Below are 19,055 nucleotides of genomic sequence, written 5' to 3'. Positions count from 1 at the left end.
CCGGGCCCGGTTACCCCGCGGGCGGCTCGACGACCCCGGGCTCGGTGGCGTCGATCTGGCCCGGGGTGGCGTCGGTCCCCGCGGGCGGCGGGGCCGGCGTCTCGGGCTGGGTCTGCGTCTGGGGCCGGGGCTGCGACTGCGTCCGGGGCCGGGACTCGGCCCGGGGCCGGCCACCGTTGAGCAGGTTCGGATCGGCCGGCGCGAACTGCGACGTCTGCTTGCCGGCCAGGAACGGCGCCATCGCGTCGTGCCAGATCTGCGCCGGCATGGTGCCGCCGAAGCCGGGGACCTTCTGCTTCTCCTTGGGGTTGAACACCATCACGCTGGCCGCGTACTCCGGCATGAAGCCGGCGAAGGCGACCGACTCGTGGTCCTGCGCGGTTCCGGTCTTGCCGGCGATCTGGTGGCCGGGGATCGCCGCCCGGGTGCCGGTGCCGGCGCGGGTGGCGACGTCCCCGACCAGGATGTTGGCCAGCGTGTTGGCGATCGGCGCGGGAACGGCCTCCGGGGTGCAGTTGTCCCCGCTCACCAGCGGCGCGCCGTCCGGGCCGGTGACCGGCTGGCCGGCCCGGTCCAGCACGGCCGTCACGGGGGTCGGCTCGCAGCGGGTGCCCTGGGCGCCGAGGGTGGCGTAGGCGTTGGCCAGGTCCAGCGGGCTGGTGGCGTCCGTGCCGAGGGTGAACGAGCCGCGGTTCTCCGCGATGATCGTGTCGGCCGGCCACTGGTTGGGCTGCTGGTCGAAGTTCATGCCCATGCGCTCGGCCATGCGCACCGGCCCCTCGACGGTGCCCAGCCGGTCCTCCAGCGCCAGGAAGTAGGTGTTCGAGGAGCGGACGAGCGCGCCGACCATGTCCAGGGTGTCGGGGTAGTCGCCGACGTTCTGGACGCAGTACATGCCGCGTTCGTCGGTGCCGTTGCGCTCCCGGTCGCCGCACGCGGGCCCCTTGTACACCCGGGACGTGTACCGGTCCCCGGGCGTGCTGATGGTGGTGCCGGCGCCGATGCCGGCCTCGAGCGCGGCCGCGGCGGTGAACACCTTGTACGTGGACCCGGCGCCCTTGCTGGCCGCGGTGTTGAGGACGACGGACTCGCACTCGGGGCCGTCGCAGCCGTACCGGCGGTTCACGGCCATGGCCAGCACGTGCCCGGTGCCGGGCTGCAAGGCGGTGAACATGCCGGCGAGGCCGTCACCCATCGGCAGGGTGCCGAGGATGGCCTGGTCGGCGTGGGCCTGGAGGTCGGGCAGCAGCGTGGTCTGGACGGTCAGCCCGCCCCGGTCGAGCTGCGCCTGGGTCAGGCCGAGCTCGCTGATGAGGTACTGGTGCACGTAGGCGCAGAAGAAGCCGCCGGTGGCGGCGTCGATGCAGCCGTTCGGCGCGGCGAGCCCCGGCGCCACCTGCACCGGCTGGGGCGAGATCTCCGCCAGCTCCTGCTCGGTGATGTGCCCGAGGTCGAACATCCGCTGCAGCACCTGGTTGCGCCGGATCTGGGCGTTCTCCGGGTTGTTGATCGGCTCGTCGTAGAACGGGCTCTGCACCAGCCCGGCGAGCATCGCCGCCTGGGCCAGCGTGAGGTCGACGGCGTTGACGCTGAAGTAGCGCTGGGCCGCGGCCTGGATGCCGTAGGCGCCCTGGCCGAAGTAGACGAGGTTGAGGTATCGGGTGAGGATCTCGTCCTTGGAGTACTTCTCCTCCAGGGCCATGGCCAGCCGCGCCTCGCGCAGCTTGCGCCCCACGGTCTCCGCGTCGGCCGCCTCCCGCTCCTCCGGCGTGGCCGCCGTCTGCAGCAGGGTCTGCTTCACCAGCTGCTGGGTGAGGGTCGAGCCGCCCTCCTGCACCTCGCCCGCGGCGAGGTTCTTCATCAGGGCGCGCATGGTGCCCTGCACGTCCAGCCCGTTGTGGTCGTAGAAGCGCGAGTCCTCGATGTCGACCAGCGCGCGCTTCATGACCTCGGCGATCTGGTCCGAGGGCACCGGGGTGCGGTTGTGCTCGTAGAAGTTCGTGATCAGCGAGCCGTCCGCGGCCACCACGCGCGTGGGGCCGGCCGGAGTCTCGTCGGTGAGCTCCACCGGGAGCGAGTCGAGCAGCGACACGGAGTTCCGCGCCACCAGCCCGGGGCCACCGATCCAGGGCAGCAGGAGACCGGCCACGAGCGCTCCGGCGACCACGATGGTCGCGGCGAGCTTGGCCAGCACACGGGAACGGAGGCGCGCGTTTTCCGACATCGCGGCCAGGGTACGACGGATCGGCTCGCCGCCGCCGTGGTCAGCCGCGGCGCGCGGAGAGCACGCGCGTGCGCGGCGTGCCGGTCGGCGTGTCGCCATCCGGCCCGGTCAGGGCCTCGGCCATCACCCGCAGCCCGTCGAGGTCGTGCACGTCGCCGGCGGCCGCCGGCACCGTGCGCATCGCCACCTCCGGGTGGGCGCTGGTGAAGCGGTCGGCCAGGTGCTGCTCCCGGGCGGCCTGCTGCATGCGGTCGGCGTGCACCTGCAGCGCGGCGGCGGCCAGCGCGGCGTCGTCGCCCCCGGCCTCGGCCACCTCCTCGGCCGCGCCCTGGGCGCGGGTCGCCGACAGCACGGTGGTCGCCGGCGGGTGGGTGCGGTTGAGCACCAGCCCGGCCAGCGGCATCTGCTCGGCCGAGAGCCGGTCCACGAAGTAGGAGGCCTCGCGCAGCGCGTCCGGCTCCGGCGAGGCCACGACCACGAACCAGGTGCCGGGACGGCGGAGCAGCTCGTAGGTGGCCGTCGCCCGCTCGCGGAAACCACCGAACATGGTGTCCAGGGCGGCGACGAAGGCCGAGATGTCGCGCAGCAGCTGGCCGCCGAGGATCTTGCTCACGATCCGGCTGAACAGCAGGAAGCCGGCGCTGGCGAACTTGAAGCCCGTCCGGCTGGGCGCCATGAGCAGCCGGATCATCGTGCCGTCGAGGAACCGGCTCATCCGGTTGGGCGCGTCCAGGAAGTCCAGCGCCGACCGGGACGGCGGGGTGTCGACGATGATCAGGTCCCACTGCTCGCTGGCCCGCAGCTGGCCCAGCTTCTCCATCGCCATGTACTCCTGCGTCCCGGAGAAGGACGAGGAGAGCGCCTGGTAGAAGGGGTTCTCGAGGATCTGCTGGGCGCGCTCGGGCGTCGAGTGAGCGGTGACGACGTCGTCGAACGTCCGCTTCATGTCCAGCATCATCGCGTGCAGCTCGCCGGGCGCCCCCGGTACGTCCACCCGCCGCGGCTCGTTGTCCAGCTCCACCAGCCCGAGCGACTGGGCCAGCCGCCGGGCCGGGTCGATCGTGAGGACGACGACGGTGCGCCCGGCCTCCGCGGCGGCCAGCGCGAGCGCCGCCGAGGTGGTCGTCTTGCCCACCCCGCCCGCGCCGCAGCACACCACGATGCGGGTCTCCCGGTCGGCGATCAGCGCGTCGAGGTCCATGGCCGGCGCCTGCCGCGGGGCGCTCACGCGGGCACCCCGGTCGCGCCGCTGGTGCGCAGGTGGTCCTCGAGGCGGCCGGCCAGCTCGAACAGGCAGCCCAGGTCCATGGGGCCGGGGAGCAGCGGCAGCTCCAGGGTCGGGCGGCCCAGCGCCTCGACCTCGTCGCGCAGCGCGTCCTGGGCGGCCCACCGGCGGGCGTGCTCGACCACCTCGGCGGCCAGCGCGTCGGCGAGCTCGTCGCCGCCGGGCAGGGTGGCGGCGGCGAGCCCGGGGGCGAGGTCGGCGCCGGTCAGCTCGCCGGTCGCGGCGCGGGCGAGGGCTGCGGCCGGCAGCACCTGCTCCGCGGCCATGTTGACGACGACCGAGCCGATCGGCAGCCCGGCGGCCTGCAGCTCGGCGATCGCGTCGGCGGTCTCCTGCACCGGCATGTCCTCCAGCAGGGTCACCAGGTGCACCGCCGTCTGGGGGGAGCGGAGCACGGCCATGACGCCGTCGCTCTGGGTCTTGATCGGGCCCGACCGCGCCAGCTGCGACATCTCCCCGGTGACGCCGAGGAACCGGGTGATCCGGCCGGTGGGCGGTGCGTCGACGACCACCGCGTCGTAGACCTGGCGGCCGTCCTTGCGGCGGGTCACCGCCTCCTTGACCTTGCCGGTGATCAGCACGTCCCGCAGCCCCGGGGCGATGGCGGTGGCGAAGTCGATCGCGCCCATCTTGCGCAGCGCCCGGCCGGCCCGCCGGAGGTTGTAGAACATGTCGAGGTAGTCGAGCAGCGCCTCTTCGACGTCGATGGCCAGCGCCTTGACCACCCCGCCACCGCGGGCCACGGCGACGCGGCGCTCCTCGTAGGGCAGCGGTGGGCTGTCGAACAGCTGGGCGATGCCCTGCCGGCCCTCGGTCTCCACCAGCAGCACCGACCCCCCGTCGGCGGCGAGGGCCAGGGCCAGGGCGGCGGCGACGGTCGTCTTCCCCGTCCCGCCCTTCCCGGTGACCACGTGCAGACGTGCGGGGGACGGTTCGGGGGCCACTGCACCAGCGTAGGTGAAGGGCCGCCCTCCCCCCGGGCCTCGCAGGCCCGGCCCGGGCCCCTGGAGGGCGGCCGTCCCGGCACCGGACGACGGCGCCGCCCGGTCGGGGCACCCCCTGCGCTAGCGTCGCGCCCATGAGCGAACCAGCCCGTCAGAAGTGGGAGTACGCGACCATCCCCCTCCTGGTGCACAACACCAAGGCGATCCTCGACTCGTGGGGGGTCGACGGGTGGGAGCTCGTGACCGTGCTGCCCGGTCCCGCCGGGGCCGAGCAGCTGGTCGCCTACCTCAAGCGCCCGGCATGACCACCCCCGCGGCGCCGGCGCAGAGCTGGAAGGCCCGGCTGTCCGAGCTCGGCATCCGGCTCCCCGCCGTGGCCGCCCCGGTCGCCGCCTACGTGCCCGCCGTCCGCACCGGCAACCTGGTGTTCACGTCCGGCCAGCTGCCCTTCGTCGACGGTGGCCTGCGCCGCACCGGCAAGGTCGGCGGCTCGGTGGATGTCGAGGCCGCGGCCGCGGACGCCAAGCTGTGCGCACTGAACGCCCTGGCCGCCGTCGACGACCTGGTCGGCCTGGACTCCGTCGCCCGCATCGTGCGCGTCGTCGGCTACGTGGCCAGCGTCGAGGGGTTCACCGGTCAGCCCCGCGTCGTGAACGGCGCGAGCGAGCTGCTCGGCCGGATCTTCGGCGAGGCCGGGCAGCACGCCCGCAGCGCCGTCGGGGTGGCCGAGCTGCCGCTGGGCGCCCCCGTCGAGGTCGAGCTCACCGTCGAACTGCGGCCATGACATCGCTGTCCTCCGGACAGCACCGCGGCCATGACACCGCTGCCCTCCCGGCAGCACCGCGGCCAGGTGCCGTCCCCTCCCACGGGGAGCCGCTGCCCATGTCCCCGGCGGGAGGCCTCCGGCCCCCGCGCCGGGTCCACCACTGACGCGGGGGACGTTGCGATGACTCCGACCGAGCCGAAGCAGGCGGCCACCGTGCTGCTGCTGCGGGACGGCACGCCCGGGCTCGAGGTCTACCTGCTGCGCCGGACCAGGGGCATGCCGTTCGCCGGCGGGATGACCGCCTACCCGGGGGGCGGCGTGGACGCCCGGGACGGCGACACCGAGATCGGCTGGGCGGGGCCTCCGCCGGAGCAGTGGGCGGAGGCGTTCGGCTGCGACGAGCGGACCGCCCGCGAGCTGGTCTGCGCCGCGGTGCGGGAGACCTTCGAGGAGGCCGGCGTGCTGCTGGCCGGCCGGGCCGAGGGCGCCGGGGTGGGCGGGGTCCTGCCATCGGTCTCCGGGGACGACTGGGAGGAGCAGCGCCTCGGGCTGCTCAGCCGCGAGCTGTCCCTCTCCGAGCTGCTCGCCGACCGCGGTCTGGTGCTGCGGTCGGACCTGCTGCGACCGTTCGCGCACTGGATCACCCCGCCGGTCGAGCCGCGCCGCTACGACACCAAGTTCTTCGCGGCGGCGCTCCCGGTCGGCCAGGAGGCCCGCGACGTGTCGGGGGAGGCGGACGAGGCGACCTGGCTCAGCCCCGCCGCCGCACTGGCCGAGCTGCACGCCGGCACCCGGCCGATGATGCCGCCGACGACCCACACCCTCGGCCAGCTCGAGCCGTTCCCCGACGTCGCCGCGGCGCTCGCCGGCTCGCCGCCGGAGCCGCTGCACCCGATCAGCCCGACGTTCGAGGAGACCCCCGACGGCAGGTGGGCGGTGCTCCCCGACGGCACCCGCATCCGGATGGTCGTGGCGCTGCCGTCCTGAGCGTCGAACCACAGAGGCCCGGAACCGTGACGGTTCCGGGCCTCTGTGGTTCAACGGTCGTGCCGAGGCAGTCTCACCGCGCGCGGCGGCGCAGGCGCTCCTCGTCGAGGACGACGACGGACTTGCCCTGCAGCTGCAGCCAGCCGCGGTGCACGAAGTCGGCCAGCGCCTTGTTCACCGTCTCGCGGGAGGCGCCCACCAGCTGGGCCAGCTCCTCCTGGGTCAGGTCGTGCTTCACCCGGAGGCCGTCGGAGTCGCGGCTGCCGAAGCGGTCGGCCATCTGCAGCAGCGCCTTGGCGACCCGGCCGGGGACGTCGGTGAAGATCAGGTCGGCGACCGAGTCGTTGGTGCGGCGCAGCCGGCGCGCCAGCACGCGCAGCAGCTGCTCGCCGATCTCCGGGTGCGCCTCGATCCAGGGCAGCAGCACCGACTGCGGCATGCGGGCGAGCTTGACGTCGGTCACCGCGGTGGCGGTCGCGGTCCGCGGGCCCGGGTCGAACACCGACAGCTCGCCGAACTGGTCGGACGGGCCCATGACGGCCAGCACGTTCTCGCGGCCGTCGGGCGACCGGCGGGACAGCTTGATCTTGCCGGTCATGACGATGTAGAGGCTGTCGCCCGGCTCGCCCTCGTTGAAGACCACCCGGCCACGCGGCAACGTGATCGTCTCGAGCCGGCTGAGAACGGGGTCCACCGCGTCCTCGGAGAGCCCCTGGAAGAGCCCCGACTGAGCCAGCACCTCGTCCACTGCACGTCCTCTCACACTGTCTTCGGGCGCAGGGATGCCCGCGCCCCTGGCGAGTCTAGGCGGCTGTGCGGTCTGTCACCCGTTCGGTGGCGACCGGCATCCCCCCATGGGGCGAGGAGCCTCCCCGTGGCCGGGGAGATCCCCCGTCAGACCAGTGGCGGGTTCTCCGACCGGCGGCCGCCGCGGTGCCGGCGGATCCGCCACCGGGACAGCGCCCGGCGGATGCCGGACGACGCGAGGGTCTCGACCTCACCGGGCGTCGCGGTGCTCAGGAACTCGCTGACCTCCCGCGGCGAGGCGGGCCGGCGGAGCGGCTCCTCCACGCGTTCCATGACCAGCAGGAAGGCGATCAGCAGCGGCGGGAAGAGGATGACACTGAGCGCGACCATCCCGACCTCCTCTGCGTCGTCGGTGGTACCGGGGCAGCGATCCGTCCCCGATCATGGCACGGCAGGAGAGCGTCAGCAGGGCCGCCTACCCTCGACCGCGTGTCCGCACCCGCGTCCTCACCGGCCTACGCACGCCCCACCCGGGTCCGTCGCCCCACCCGCGCCGCGCTGGCCGGGGCGTCGCCGTTCGACCCCGGGGAGACGCCGCTGGCGCGCACCCGCCGGGCCCGGCGGATGGCCCGCGAGCTCGCCGTCATCCACCCCGACGCGCACTGCGAGCTCGACTTCACCAACGCCTTCGAGCTGCTGGTCGCCACCGTCCTCTCGGCGCAGACCACCGACAAGATGGTGAACAAGGTGACGCCGACCCTGTTCGCCCGCTACCCCGACGCGGTCGCCCTCGCCGGCGCCGACCGCACCGACCTGGAGACGATCCTCAAGCCCACCGGCTTCTTCCGGGCGAAGGCGAACTCCGTGCTCGGGCTCAGCCAGGCGCTCGTCGAGCGGTTCGACGGCGAGGTGCCCGCCCGGATGGCCGACCTGGTCACGCTGCCCGGGGTGGGCCGCAAGACCGCCAACGTCGTCCTCGGCAACGCGTTCGGCGTGCCGGGGCTCACCGTCGACACCCACTTCGGCCGGCTGGTGCGCCGGTTCGGCTGGACCGCCGACGACGACCCGGTCAAGGTCGAGGCCCAGATCGCCGAGCTCGTGCCGAAGAAGGAGTGGACCGACTTCAGCCACCGGGTGATCTTCCACGGGCGGCGGGTCTGCCACGCGAAGAAGGCGGCCTGCGGTGCCTGCGGTCTGGCCCAGTGGTGCCCGTCGTTCGGGATCGGCCCGGTCGACCCGGAGGTGGCCCTGAAGCTCGTGAAGACCCCGACCGCCTCGGACACCGAGTGATGCGCCAGGGCCTGCCCGCGGCCGGGGCGGCGCTCGCGCTGCTGCTGTCCGGCTGCACCGCCGGCGAGGAAGCCGCGGAGGGCGCCCCCGCGACCAGCGCGGCCACGTCGCTGGTCCCCTGCCCCGAGCAGCCCGACGCGGAGGCCGCCGGCGCTGAGCGGCTGCCGGCGCTGGCCTTCGACTGCCCCGGCGGCGGCTCGCTCGACCTCGCCCGCGCGCCGGGCGTCCCGACGGTGGTGAACCTGTGGGGGAGCTGGTGCCCGCCGTGCCGCGAGGAGATGCCGGTCCTGCAGGACTTCGCCGAGCTCGCCGGCGAGCAGGTGCGGGTGGTCGGGGTCATCAGCAGGGACGGGCTGCCGCAGGCCGGCTCGTTCGCCGAGGACGCCGGGGTCACGTTCCCCAGCGCCTACGACGGCACCGGGGAGCTGATGGCCGAGCTCGGCATCAACGTGCTCCCGTTCACCTACTTCCTGGACGCCGACGGCGCGCTGGTGCACACCCAGACCGGCCCGGTCGCCTCGCTCGAGGAGCTGCGCGCGCTGGTCGGCGAGCACCTCGGGGTGCAGCTGTGACCGCCCAGCCCGCCGCCGCGGGCCTGCCGGAGTACCTGCTGCGGCTGATCGAGCGGGCCGACGACCTCCCGCTGCGGCACCGGATGACCCAGGCGACCCGCACCGCCCGGCGCTCCGCCGTCCTCATCCTGTTCGGCGAGGGTCCGCGGGGCCCCGACGTGCTGCTCATCGAGAAGGCATCGCACCTGCGCAGCCACGCCGGTCAGCCGGCGTTCCCCGGGGGCGGGGTCGATCCGGGGGACGACTTCCCGGTGGGCACCGCGCTGCGCGAGGCGCACGAGGAGGCGGGCATCGATCCCGACGGCGTGCGGGTCGTGGCCACGCTCCAGGAGCTGTTCCTGCCGCCGTCGAACCGGCTCGTCGTACCCGTCGTCGGCTGGTGGGACGACCCCCGGGACGTCACGGTCGGCGACCCGGACGAGGTGGCCAGGGTGGCGCGGGTGCCGCTGGCCGACCTCGTCGACCCGGCCAACCGGTACCGCGTGCGGCACCCGGCCGGCTACGTCGGGCCGGCGTTCTGCGTCGCCGGCATGGAGGTGTGGGGCTTCACCGCCGGCCTGCTGGACGCCGTCCTCGAGGCCGCGGGCCTGACCCGGCCGTGGAACGCCGCCGACGTCCGGCCGATCGACCCCGAGCGGCTGCGCCCGTACACGCTGCCCGGCTCCGGTGACGACGACCCGGCGAGCGACGGCGCCGCGCCGACGGTGGCCGATCCCGCGCCCGACGGGCCGGCGACGCGTACGGTTCGGCCCCGATGACCAGGAGGACCTCCTTGCCCCCCATCGCGCGCAGGCTCGCGGTGGGCCCCTGCAAGAAGGCCGTCGCGGTCGCCGCGGCGCTGGTCCTGCTGAGCGGGTGCGGCGAGGACCCGGCGCCGGCGGCTCCCGCCGCCACCGAGGGCCTGGGCGAGGTCACCGTGGCCGAGGACGGCGTCCAGGAGGTCACCGTCGCGACCCGCGACGACTACGAGTTCTACCCCGACTCCTTCACCGTGGACCCCGGCCCGGTGCGGCTGACCGTGGTGAACGAGGCCGAGCAGCTGACGCACAACCTGGAGTTCACCGACGAGGAGCTGCCCGCGCCGATCGGCGCGGGCATCGACTTCCTCGCCCCCGGGCAGGAGGTGACGATCGAGTTCGACGTCGAGACACCCGGCGAGTACCCGTTCGCCTGCACCTTCCACATCGCGCTGGGGCAGGTGGGCACCATGACGGTCAGCGGGTGACGGTGTCCTTCGTCGACCTCGCGCTGATCGCCCTCGCCCTGCTGTTCGCGCTCTCCGGCTTCCGGCAGGGCCTGCTCGTGTCGGCGACGTCGATATTCGGCTTCCTCGGCGGCGCAGTCCTCGGGGCCCAGCTCTCCGGACCGGTGGCCGAGCGGATCGACGGGTCCAGCGTGACCCGGGTGTTCGCCGCGCTGGTCGTGGTCCTGGCCGGTGCGCTCCTGGGGCAGATCCTCGCCGGCGCCGCGGGGCGGGCGCTGCGCTCCCGGGTCACCTGGGAGCCGGCCAAGATGGTCGACTCGGTGGCCGGTGCGGGCGTCTCGGCGGCGGCGGTCCTGCTCGTGGCCTGGATGGTCGCCTCGCCGCTGGCGAGCTCGCCGTTCCCCGAGGTGGCCAGCCAGGTGCGGAAGTCCGCACTGGTGCAGGCCGTCGACCACGCGGTGCCCGACGGCGTCCGCGCGGTCTACGACCAGCTGCGCGACGCGATCGACCGGCGCGGGCTGCCCGACGTCCTGGACCCGCTCACCCCGACGCAGGCCCGCGACGTCCCGGCGCCGGACCCGGCGCTGCAGAACAGCACCGTCGTCACCTCGGTGGAGGGCTCGGTGGTGCGGATCCGCGGCATCGCCCCGTCGTGCTCCCGGCAGATCGACGGCTCCGGGTTCGTGTACGCCCCGGAGCGGGTGATGACCAACGCGCACGTGCTGGCCGGCGTCACCGATCCGGTGGTCGTCGCCGAGGGCGAGGAGTACGACGCGGTGCCGGTGTACGTCGACGAAGCCGTCGACGTCGCGGTGCTCGCCGTACCGGGGCTGCCGCAGGTGCCGCTCACGTTCGCGACGACCGCGTCCGACTCCGGCGACGACGCGATCATCATGGGGTACCCGGGCGGTGGGCCGTTCTTCGTGGGGCCGGCCCGGGTGCGCGACCGCGGGGAGATCAGCGGGCCGGACTTCCGCAACACGGGCACCGTCGTCCGCGACGTGTACGCGCTGTTCGGCCAGGTCCGCGCCGGGAACTCCGGCGGGCCCCTCTTCGCCCCCGACGGCAGCGTCCTGGGCGTCGTCTTCGCCTCGGCCGTCGACGACCCCGACACCGGGTACGCGCTCACCGGACCCCAGGTGGCCGAGGCCGCCACCGCCGGCAGCCGGGCCCGCGCCGAGGTGGGCACCGGCTCCTGCGAGTAGGAGGACGCCTCCGCCCGTCGCGTGCTCAGGTCAGGCCTCGGCCCAGGCGGCGATGGCCCGGGTGAGGTCGTCGGGGGTCTCCTCCTGGGGGAAGTGCCCCACGTCGGGGAGCTCGCGCCACTCGTAGGCGCCGGCGACGTAGCGGCCCGAGCCGCGCGCGGTCCGGGGGAGGACGTAGGGGTCCAGCGCCCCGTGCAGCTGCAGCGTCGGCGCGGTGATCGGGGCCGCCATCCGGCGGGCGTAGCGCAGGCCGTCGGGCCGCAGCTGCGACCGCCCGGCCCAGCGGTAGTACTCCATCGCGCCGTAGGCCGCCTGCGGGATCCGGGCCGCGGCGCGGTAGCGGTCGACCGCCGTCGCGAAGTCGCTGGTGCGCGCCCAGGCGGGACCGGACCAGCGCTGCATCAGGTCGGCGACCGGGTCGTCGTCGGCCCGGGTGAGCCGCCGCTCCGGCAGTCGGGGCAGCTGGAAGCCCAGCGCGTGCCGCAGCGCCCGCCGCTGCCGGCGGTCGGTCAGGCCGGCGCGCATCAGCCGGGGGTGGGCCATCGACACGACCACCAGCCGGCGCACCACCCGGGGGTGCAGCGCGGCCGCCGTCCAGCCCAGCAGGCCGCCCCAGTCGTGGCCGACGATCACCGCGTCCCGCTCGCCCAGGGCCCGCACCAGCGCCGCGACGTCGGAGGACAGGGTGGGTAGGTCGTACCCGCGGGGCGGCTTGTCGCTGGCCCCGTAGCCGCGGAGGTCCGGGGCGACGGCGCGGAACCCGGCGTCGGCCAGCCCCGTGAGCTGCGCCCGCCACGTCCACCAGAACTGCGGGAAGCCGTGCAGCAGCAGGACCAGCGGCCCGTCGCCGGCCTCCGCCGCGTGCAGGCGCACGCCGTTGGCGGAGATGTCGCGGTGGGTCCACGGCCCCGGGAGGAGGACGCTGGTCGCGTCGGGACGGCCGTCCGGAGGGACGGTCATCGGCCTCAGACCCGGTACGACTCGTTGCCGCGCAGCTCGACCTTGCCGCCGTTCACCACGGGGACGTCGCGGTGGCGGGCGCCGGGGGCCTCGCGGTGCATGACCTCGGGCAGCTCCTTGAGCGACTCGATCGTCCGCTCCGGCTTCTCGATCTTGTCGATCATCTTCTTGCCGACGAGCGCGGCGATGCCGGCCAGCGTGATGAGCAGGAGGAAGACGATGGCGTAGGAGATCCACCGGGCCAGGCCCAGCCAGGTGAGGAACTCGGCCAGGGCGATGAAGAAGAAGATGCCGGCGAAGGCGGCGAACACACCGGCCGCGGCGAACGAGGCGGCGCTGATGCCGCCCTTCTTCGCCGAGGCGCCGATCTCCGCCTTGGCCAGCTCGATCTCGTTGCGGACCAGCGTGGAGACGTCGGCCATCGCGCTCTGCACGAGCGTGCCGATCGAGGGCTCGACGGCCGGGCTGGCTCCGTCGGTGCGGATCTGCGACACACTGTGGGCCACGGGTGGCTCCTCCTTCGTCCTGCCTGCGAGGGCGGCCGTCGCGCACGCCGGCCGCGTCCCTGGTCAGGGGAATCGTGCCCCACGATGGCCCGGCGCGCGCTCGGAGTCCCCCGGAGGGAGCCCGGGGACGCCCCGTCCGAGGCGTCCCCGGGGCCCGTCAGTCCTCCGCGGGCGCGGCCGGCAGCTTGTCCTTGATCATGTTCATCACCGACGAGTCGGTGAGCGTGGTGACGTCGCCGAGCTCCCGGTTCTCCGCGATGTCCCGCAGCAGCCGGCGCATGATCTTCCCGGACCGGGTCTTCGGCAGCTCCTGCACCACCATGATCTGCCGGGGCTTGGCAATCGGGCCGATGTCCTTCGCGACGTGGGTCTTCAGCGTCTGCACGAGCTCCTCGCCCGAGTCCTCCGCGGAGCCGCGGAGGATCACGAAGGCGACGATGCCCTGCCCGGTCGTCGGGTCGCTGGCACCGACGACGGCGGCCTCCGCGACCGTCGGGTGGCCGACCAGCGAGGACTCCACCTCGGTGGTCGAGATCCGGTGGCCGGACACGTTCATCACGTCGTCCACCCGGCCGAGCAGCCAGATGTTGCCCGCGGCGTCCTTCTTCGCGCCGTCACCGGCGAAGTACACGTCCTTGCCGAACCGGGACCAGTAGGTGTCGACGTACCGGTCGTCGTCCCCCCAGATCGTGCGCAGCATCGACGGCCAGGGCTCGGTGAGCACGAGCAGCCCGGTGGAGTCGTCGGTGAGCTCGTTGCCCTCGTCGTCGACCACCTTCGCGGAGATGCCCGGGAAGGGGTGCTGGGCGGAGCCCGGGGTCAGGTTCGTGACCCCGGGGAGCGGGGTGAGCATGTGCGCGCCGGTCTCGGTCTGCCACCAGGTGTCCATGATCGGGCAGCGGCCGCCGCCGATGTGCTCGTGGTACCAGAGCCAGGCCTCGGGGTTGATCGGCTCGCCGACCGAGCCGAGCAGCCGCAGCGAGGAGAGGTCGAAGCCGGCCGGGATGTCCTCCCCCCACTTCATGAAGGTGCGGATGACCGTGGGCGCGGTGTAGAGGATGGTGACGCCGTACTTCTGGATCAGCTCGAACCAGCGGCCACGGTGCGGGGTCTCCGGCGTCCCCTCGTACATGACCGAGGTCGCCCGGTTGGCCAGCGGCCCGTAGACGATGTAGCTGTGGCCGGTGACCCAGCCGACGTCGGCCGCGGTCCAGTAGACGTCGGTGTCGGGCTTGAGGTCGAACGTGGCCCAGTGGGTGTAGGCGACCTGGGTCAGGTAGCCGCCGGAGGTGTGCAGGATGCCCTTGGGCTTCGCCGTCGTGCCCGAGGTGTACATGATGTAGAGCGGGTGCTCGGCGTCGAAGGTCTCGTAGGCGTGCTCGGTGGACTGCCGTCCGACGACGTCGTCCCACCACAGGTCGCGGCCCTCGTTCCAGGCGACGTCCTGCTCGGTCCGCTTCACGACGATCACGTTGCGCACGCCCGGGCTGCGGTCGACGGCGTCGTCGACGGCCGGCTTGAGCGCGCTGGGGGCCCCGCGGCGGTACCCGCCGTCGGACGTGATGACCAGGACGGCGCCGGCGTCGTCCAGCCGGCTGGCCAGCGCGTCGGCGGAGAAGCCGCCGAACACGACCATGTGGACGGCGCCGATGCGGGCGCAGGCCAGCATCGCGATGATCGTCTCCGGGATCATCGGCATGTAGATGGCGACCCGGTCGCCGGCGTTCACGCCGAGCTCGGTGAGCGCGTTGGCGGCCTTGCAGACCTCGTCCTGGAGCTCCTGGTAGGTGATCGTGCGGGTGTCGCCCGGCTCGCCCTCCCAGTGGTAGGCCACCTGCTCGCCGTGGCCGGCCTCGACGTGCCGGTCGACGCAGTTGTAGGCCACGTTCAGCCGGCCGCCGACGAACCACTTCGCGAACGGCGGGTTGCTCCAGTCGAGCACCTCGTCCCAGCGCTGCGCCCAGGTCAGGCGCTCGGCCGCCGTGGCCCAGAACGCCAGCCGGTCGCGCGCGGCCTCGTCGTACACCTCGGGGCCGACGTTGGCCTGCGCCGCCAGGCCCTCGGGCGGCGCGAAGGTCCGGCCGTCTGCCTGGGTCGTCTCGCTCATGGGTGGTTCCTCCCGGGTCCGGTGTCGCCTGGTCCGCGACGGTGCAGCGTGGTCCAGGACACACCGTATGGCGGCAGCGCCCGGTCGTCTGCCCCGTGCGACGTGCGGAGCGACGACCGGCCACACTGGCCCGGTGAGCGGTCCGCAGGCGCAGGTCGCGGCCCGGATTCCCGGCGCCGCGGCGCTCGGTCTGCTGCCGCCGCCCGGCGCCGTCGCCGTACCGGTGGCGCGGCTGGCCGACCCCCGCCTGCTGGGCGAGCTGCTGGCCGCCCGCGCCGCCCGCCAGCGGGCCGGGGACCCGCGGGTGCACGCGACGGTGTGGTGGTACTCGGCGTCGGCGGTGCTCCTGGCCCCGGTGCTGGCCGGCCTGGCGGTCGGCCGGCCGCTGTCGGCCCGGCCCGCCGACACGACCGCGTACCTCGGCCGCGGCGGGCTGCCCGTGGCGGCGGTGTCGGCGGTGGCGGGCGGGGATCCCGCGGCCGGCCTGCGCGAGGGCTTGGCGGCGGTCGTCCCGGCGCTCGCCGCGGCGGCGCGGATGCGCCCGCGCCCGCTGTGGGGCATCGCGACGGACTCGCTGGCCAACGGGCTGCTGGCGCTGGGCCGCGCGCTGGGCGACGTCCCCGCGGTCACCGCCCTGGCCGGACCGCTGGCCGCCGCCGTCGGGTCCCCCCTGCCGGCGCCCCGCTACGTCGACGTCGAGGGCGTGCGGTTCACCGCCCGGGTGTCCTGCTGCCTGCTGGACCGGCTGCCGTCCGGCCCCACCTGCCTGTCCTGCCCGCGCCGGGCGCCGGCGGAGCGCCGGGTGCTGCTGGAGGACTCGGCCGCCCGCGTCCCCGCGGACCTCCCGCCGGCGCCTCGCCCACCCGGACCCGCCGGGAGATGATCGGCGGGAGATCCGGAACGGCAGGGGAGGTTCGGCCATGCCCGTGATGCCCGCCGCGTTCGTCGGCCACGGCAACCCGATGAACGCGCTGGAGACCAACCGCTACACCGAGGCCTGGCGGGCCTTCGGCCGGTCGGTGCCGCGCCCGCGCGCGATCCTGGTCGTCTCCGCGCACTGGTACGTGCAGGCGACCGCGGTCACCGCCATGCCCCGGCCGCGCACCATCCACGACTTCTTCGGCTTCCCCCGGGAGCTGTTCGACGTGCGCTACGAGCCGCCGGGGCTGCCGGAGCTGCACGAGGAGGTGGCCGACATCGTGCACCCGACGTGGGTCGGCGCCGACCTGGACAGCTGGGGGATCGACCACGGCACCTGGTCGGTGCTGATGCACGCGTTCCCCGAGGCCGACATCCCGGTGGTGCAGCTGTCGATCAACGCGCTCAAGCCGTTCGACTACCACCTGCAGCTGGGCGCGTCCCTGGCGCCGCTGCGGCAGGACGGCGTGCTGGTGATCGGCAGCGGCAACGTCGTGCACAACCTCGGCGGCGTCAGCCGGGCGCTGCCCGACGCCGGGTTCGACTGGGCGCAGCGGTTCGACGAGGACGCCAAGGAGCGGATGCTCACCGACCCCACCGACGTCGGCCGGCTCGACGGGCACCGGGACTTCGACCTCGCCGTCCCGACCCCGGACCACTTCCTGCCGCTGCTGTACGTCGCCGGGATGGCCGGGGCCACCGACGCCCCGGTGGACGTGCTGGTCGACGGCTACGCCTACGGATCGCTGTCGATGACCGCCTACACCGTCGGCATGGACGCCCCCGAGCTCGCCGGCTCCGGCGTCGCCGCCGCACTGCCCGAGGGCCCGCCCCCGGACGGCGCCAACATCTGAGGAACACCTGTCGAGGCATAGGAAGCTATGCATGCGTTTCTGGCGTGCAGACGCAGGTAGAGCTTCCTATGCCCGAGGGAACGCTCAGGCGGTGCGGGGATCCTCCTCGGCGGGGCGGTGCAGATCGGTGATCCGGGGGAAGGGCCGGGTGGAGAACACCGCCTCGACCGGGACGCCGAAGAACTCCGCGATCCGCAGCGCCAGGTGCAGGCTCGGGTTGTACTCGCCACGCTCCAGGTAGCCGACGGTCTGGTAGTGGACGCCGAGCGCGTCGGCGAGCTCCCGGCGGGTCACCTGCTGCTCGGCGCGCAGCAGCCCGATGCGGTTGTGGACGGCGTCGCCGGTGCGGTCACCTGCGGAACGGTCGGAGGCCACCGATCAGCGCACCCACTGCAGGGTGGCCTCCCGGGCCGCCTGCACCTGCGACCCGGACTGCCGGCGGGCCATCCGGCGCAGGATCCGCGGCGTCACGAGCGCGCCGAACACCGCCCAGGCGGCCAGGACGAGGACGGTCATGCCGGTGCGCCAGGAGTCGCCGAGCTCGAGGGTGACGGCCGAGTCGGGGAGGAACGCCGAGCGCAACCCGAGCCCGATCCAGTACGTCGGGAAGACCTGGGCGACGGCCTGCACCCAGCCCCACATCAGCGTGATCGGGAAGAAGATGCCCGAGATCGCGGTGAGCACCATGATCGGCAGCATCCCCCAGGTGCCCACCTTCTGCGTGCTCGGCACCACCGACCCTAGGATCATCCCCAGCGGCAGGGTGGCCAGCAGCCCCAGCACGACCACCCAGGCGACGGTGAGCCACCCGGCCGCGCCGCCGTGCATGAGCCCGTCGAAGAGCAGAAAGCTCGGGATCAGGACGGTCAGCAGCGAGGGGAGCAGCGCCAGGGAGTGGTAGGTCAGCTGCCCGGTCACGTAGCCCTGCATGCCGTAGGGCAGCGCCTTGTGCCGCAGCAGCGTGCCGTCCTCCCGCTCCATCGCCAGCGCGAACGCCGGGCCGATCACCACGCCGAAGGCCAGCAGCGCGCCCAGGATGCTCGGCAGCGCGTACGTCGGGTACATCAGACCGGTGCCCTCGAGCTCGTTGTCCCGGTTGAACCAGAGGAACAGCAGCGTGCCGACGGCGGTGAACAGGTAGAAGCCCTGGTCCTGCGGGCTGCGCAGGCTGAGCAGGAACTCGGTCCAGCCGCGGCGCAGACCCAGGCCGATCGCGTGCTTGGTGGGGTTCATCGTGCGACCTCCTGCAGGCCGGGCTCGGTCGCCCGGGACTCGGTGCGCTGGACCATGGCCAGGTAGGTGTCCTCGAGGCTGGCCCGGCGGACCTCCAGGTCGGTGAGCTCGTCGCCGTGCTCCTCGAACAGCCGGCGCACGAACGGGACGACGTCGTCGGTCGGGTGCACGAACCGGTCGGCGCCGCACGCCCAGCGGACCTCGGCGGTGCCGGCCACCTGGCGGGTGAGCTCGTCGGCGCTGCCGTCGGCGACGATCCGGCCGCCGCTGAGGATCAGGATCCGGTCGGCCAGCTTCTCCGCCTCGGCGAGGTCGTGGGTGGTCAGCAGGATGCTGGTGCCCTCGAGGTCGGAGAGCCGGTGCACCAGCTCGTGGAAGTCCCGCCGGGCCTGCGGGTCGAAGCCGGCCGTGGGCTCGTCGAGGAAGAGCAGTTCGGGCCGGCCGATGATGCCCACGGCGACGTCGAGCCGGCGGCGCTGGCCGCCGGACAGTGTGCCGATCTTCCGGTCGGCGTGCTCGGTCAGCCCCACGGTCTCCAGCAGCATGTCCACCTCGTAGGGCCGGGGGTGCTCCGGCGTCGACCAGGGGGTGAAGTAGTCACCGAGCTGGGCGAGCAGCCGGCGCGGCGTCCAGCGCGCGTGGTCCCGCCACGACTGCAGGACGACGCCCACGCGGGCCCGCCAGGCCTCGCCCGCACGCGCCGGGTCCTCCCCGAGCACCCGCACCTCGCCGGCCGAGGGCAGCCGGAACCCCTCGAGGATCTCGATCGTCGTGGTCTTGCCCGCGCCGTTGGGGCCGAGCAGGCAGACCACCTCACCGACCCGGACGTCGAGGTCGACGCCGGTCAGCACCGCCTGCTCGCCGTAGGTCATCTGCAGGCCGCGGACCCGGATCGCCGGCTCGCTCCCTGCCTTCCGGTCGAGGTCAGGACTCATCGGGGCACCACCCTGCGCGGAGTTACCAGCTCGGACGCGGTGATAGTAGGAGTACTACATCCGCAGCACAAGCACTTACTCCGCCGGGGCGGTGCCGCTCTCGGCGGAGAGGCCGGCCACCTCGCCGACGACCCAGACGGCCGGCGGCCGGACGGCGGAGTCGACGAGGGCGGCCGGCAGGCCGGCGAGCGTCGTCCGCAGCGACCGCTGGGCGGCGGTGGTGCCGTCGGCGACGACGGCCACCGGGGTGTCGGCCGCCCGGCCGTGGGTGATGAGCGCGGCGGCGATGGCCGGGGCGGTGTCGACGCCCATGAGGAC

The 19,055-nt window shown here is 74.0% G+C and carries 21 protein-coding genes and 1 pseudogene; 10 read left to right on the top strand and 12 right to left on the bottom strand.

The window, feature by feature from the left end; translation table 11 throughout:
- Nucleotides 1-10 precede the first annotated feature (10 nt).
- From BD833_RS11905 to bagA, 3 genes are read right to left on the bottom strand one after another with little or no spacing between them, the layout of a single operon-like run.
- Nucleotides 11-2,224, bottom strand: coding sequence for a transglycosylase domain-containing protein (locus BD833_RS11905; RefSeq protein WP_166533370.1), 2,214 nt, complete (start codon nucleotides 2,222-2,224; stop codon nucleotides 11-13).
- Between the two features lie 40 nt (nucleotides 2,225-2,264).
- Complete coding sequence (bagB, locus tag BD833_RS11900; RefSeq protein WP_243737612.1) at nucleotides 2,265-3,452, bottom strand: ATPase BagB; 1,188 nt, start codon at nucleotides 3,450-3,452, stop codon at nucleotides 2,265-2,267.
- A complete protein-coding gene (bagA, locus tag BD833_RS11895; protein WP_166533369.1) occupies nucleotides 3,449-4,453 on the bottom strand; it encodes an ATPase BagA in 1,005 nt (334 codons plus the stop codon). Before bagA ends, bagB begins: the two co-directional genes overlap by 4 nt.
- 134 nt (nucleotides 4,454-4,587) lie before the next feature.
- Between bagA and sp36 the strand changes: the two genes are divergently transcribed.
- The 3 genes from sp36 (at nucleotide 4,588) to BD833_RS11880 (ending at nucleotide 6,206) form a co-directional block, all read left to right on the top strand.
- Nucleotides 4,588-4,758 carry a Sp36 family protein gene (sp36, locus tag BD833_RS11890; protein WP_166533368.1) on the top strand — a complete coding sequence of 57 codons (171 nt, stop codon included), beginning with the start codon at nucleotides 4,588-4,590 and terminating at the stop codon, nucleotides 4,756-4,758.
- Nucleotides 4,755-5,237 carry a RidA family protein gene (locus BD833_RS11885; RefSeq protein ID WP_166533367.1) on the top strand — a complete coding sequence of 161 codons (483 nt, stop codon included), beginning with the start codon at nucleotides 4,755-4,757 and terminating at the stop codon, nucleotides 5,235-5,237. The genes sp36 and BD833_RS11885 overlap by 4 nt, the downstream gene beginning before the upstream one ends.
- Before the next feature lie 162 nt (nucleotides 5,238-5,399).
- A complete protein-coding gene (locus BD833_RS11880) occupies nucleotides 5,400-6,206 on the top strand; it encodes an NUDIX hydrolase (protein ID WP_166533366.1) in 807 nt (268 codons plus the stop codon).
- 73 nt (nucleotides 6,207-6,279) lie between these two features.
- On the opposite strand, the gene BD833_RS11875 is transcribed toward BD833_RS11880, so the two are convergent.
- Nucleotides 6,280-6,954 (bottom strand): Crp/Fnr family transcriptional regulator, encoded by a 675-nt coding sequence (locus BD833_RS11875; protein WP_166533365.1) that lies wholly within the window; start codon nucleotides 6,952-6,954, stop codon nucleotides 6,280-6,282.
- Between the two features lie 146 nt (nucleotides 6,955-7,100).
- Nucleotides 7,101-7,343, bottom strand: coding sequence for a hypothetical protein (locus tag BD833_RS11870; protein WP_166533364.1), 243 nt, complete (start codon nucleotides 7,341-7,343; stop codon nucleotides 7,101-7,103).
- A gap of 99 nt (nucleotides 7,344-7,442) precedes the next feature.
- Here BD833_RS11870 and nth point away from each other — a divergent pair, with 99 nt between their 5' ends.
- Genes nth through BD833_RS11845 form a run of 5 tightly spaced genes read left to right on the top strand, consistent with a single transcriptional unit; the run spans nucleotide 7,443 to nucleotide 11,224 of the window.
- Nucleotides 7,443-8,243, top strand: a complete 801-nt coding sequence (gene nth / locus BD833_RS11865; protein WP_166533363.1) for an endonuclease III — start codon at nucleotides 7,443-7,445, stop codon at nucleotides 8,241-8,243.
- Nucleotides 8,243-8,815, top strand: coding sequence for a TlpA family protein disulfide reductase (locus BD833_RS11860; RefSeq protein WP_166533362.1), 573 nt, complete (start codon nucleotides 8,243-8,245; stop codon nucleotides 8,813-8,815). The genes nth and BD833_RS11860 overlap by 1 nt, the downstream gene beginning before the upstream one ends.
- Entirely contained in the window at nucleotides 8,812-9,573 is a 762-nt protein-coding gene (locus tag BD833_RS11855) for an NUDIX hydrolase (RefSeq protein WP_243737611.1), read from the top strand. The genes BD833_RS11860 and BD833_RS11855 overlap by 4 nt, the downstream gene beginning before the upstream one ends.
- A 14-nt stretch (nucleotides 9,574-9,587) precedes the next feature.
- The gene (locus tag BD833_RS11850) at nucleotides 9,588-10,040 is read left to right on the top strand and encodes a cupredoxin domain-containing protein (protein WP_243737610.1); all 453 of its coding nucleotides are present in this window, start codon (nucleotides 9,588-9,590) and stop codon (nucleotides 10,038-10,040) included.
- Nucleotides 10,037-11,224 carry a MarP family serine protease gene (locus BD833_RS11845; protein ID WP_243737609.1) on the top strand — a complete coding sequence of 396 codons (1,188 nt, stop codon included), beginning with the start codon at nucleotides 10,037-10,039 and terminating at the stop codon, nucleotides 11,222-11,224. Before BD833_RS11850 ends, BD833_RS11845 begins: the two co-directional genes overlap by 4 nt.
- Nucleotides 11,225-11,254: 30 nt before the next feature.
- Here the strand turns inward: BD833_RS11845 and BD833_RS11840 are convergent, their stop codons facing one another.
- From BD833_RS11840 to acs, 3 genes are all read right to left on the bottom strand, one after another.
- Complete coding sequence (locus tag BD833_RS11840; RefSeq protein ID WP_166533361.1) at nucleotides 11,255-12,184, bottom strand: alpha/beta fold hydrolase; 930 nt, start codon at nucleotides 12,182-12,184, stop codon at nucleotides 11,255-11,257.
- Between the two features lie 5 nt (nucleotides 12,185-12,189).
- Nucleotides 12,190-12,690: a phage holin family protein gene (locus BD833_RS11835; protein WP_166533360.1), complete on the bottom strand. Its 501-nt coding sequence runs from the start codon at nucleotides 12,688-12,690 to the stop codon at nucleotides 12,190-12,192.
- 157 nt (nucleotides 12,691-12,847) lie between these two features.
- Nucleotides 12,848-14,797: an acetate--CoA ligase gene (acs, locus tag BD833_RS11830; protein WP_166533359.1), complete on the bottom strand. Its 1,950-nt coding sequence runs from the start codon at nucleotides 14,795-14,797 to the stop codon at nucleotides 12,848-12,850.
- Nucleotides 14,798-14,930: 133 nt separating this feature from the next.
- Here acs and BD833_RS11825 point away from each other — a divergent pair, with 133 nt between their 5' ends.
- Entirely contained in the window at nucleotides 14,931-15,680 is a 750-nt protein-coding gene (locus tag BD833_RS11825) for a (2Fe-2S)-binding protein (protein ID WP_243737608.1), read from the top strand.
- Nucleotides 15,681-15,717: 37 nt separating this feature from the next.
- Nucleotides 15,718-16,569, top strand: coding sequence for a 4,5-DOPA-extradiol-dioxygenase (gene ygiD, locus BD833_RS11820; protein WP_208092614.1), 852 nt, complete (start codon nucleotides 15,718-15,720; stop codon nucleotides 16,567-16,569).
- Nucleotides 16,570-16,653: 84 nt separating this feature from the next.
- Here ygiD and BD833_RS11815 read toward each other — a convergent pair whose 3' ends face one another.
- The 4 genes and pseudogenes from BD833_RS11815 to BD833_RS11800 form a co-directional block, all read right to left on the bottom strand.
- Nucleotides 16,654-16,944, bottom strand: coding sequence for a helix-turn-helix transcriptional regulator (locus BD833_RS11815; protein ID WP_166533357.1), 291 nt, complete (start codon nucleotides 16,942-16,944; stop codon nucleotides 16,654-16,656).
- A gap of 3 nt (nucleotides 16,945-16,947) precedes the next feature.
- Nucleotides 16,948-17,802 carry an ABC transporter permease gene (locus tag BD833_RS11810; protein WP_166533356.1) on the bottom strand — a complete coding sequence of 285 codons (855 nt, stop codon included), beginning with the start codon at nucleotides 17,800-17,802 and terminating at the stop codon, nucleotides 16,948-16,950.
- Nucleotides 17,799-18,737, bottom strand: coding sequence for an ABC transporter ATP-binding protein (locus BD833_RS11805; protein WP_166533355.1), 939 nt, complete (start codon nucleotides 18,735-18,737; stop codon nucleotides 17,799-17,801). Before BD833_RS11805 ends, BD833_RS11810 begins: the two co-directional genes overlap by 4 nt.
- A 75-nt stretch (nucleotides 18,738-18,812) precedes the next feature.
- A pseudogene (locus BD833_RS11800) lies at nucleotides 18,813-19,055 on the bottom strand (uroporphyrinogen-III C-methyltransferase); the annotation flags it as partial.

Origin of the sequence: Blastococcus xanthinilyticus (assembly GCF_008124835.1) — a bacterium.
In the GTDB taxonomy this organism is placed as follows: domain Bacteria; phylum Actinomycetota; class Actinomycetes; order Mycobacteriales; family Geodermatophilaceae; genus Blastococcus; species Blastococcus xanthinilyticus.
This window is presented reverse-complemented; position numbering and strand designations above follow the sequence as displayed.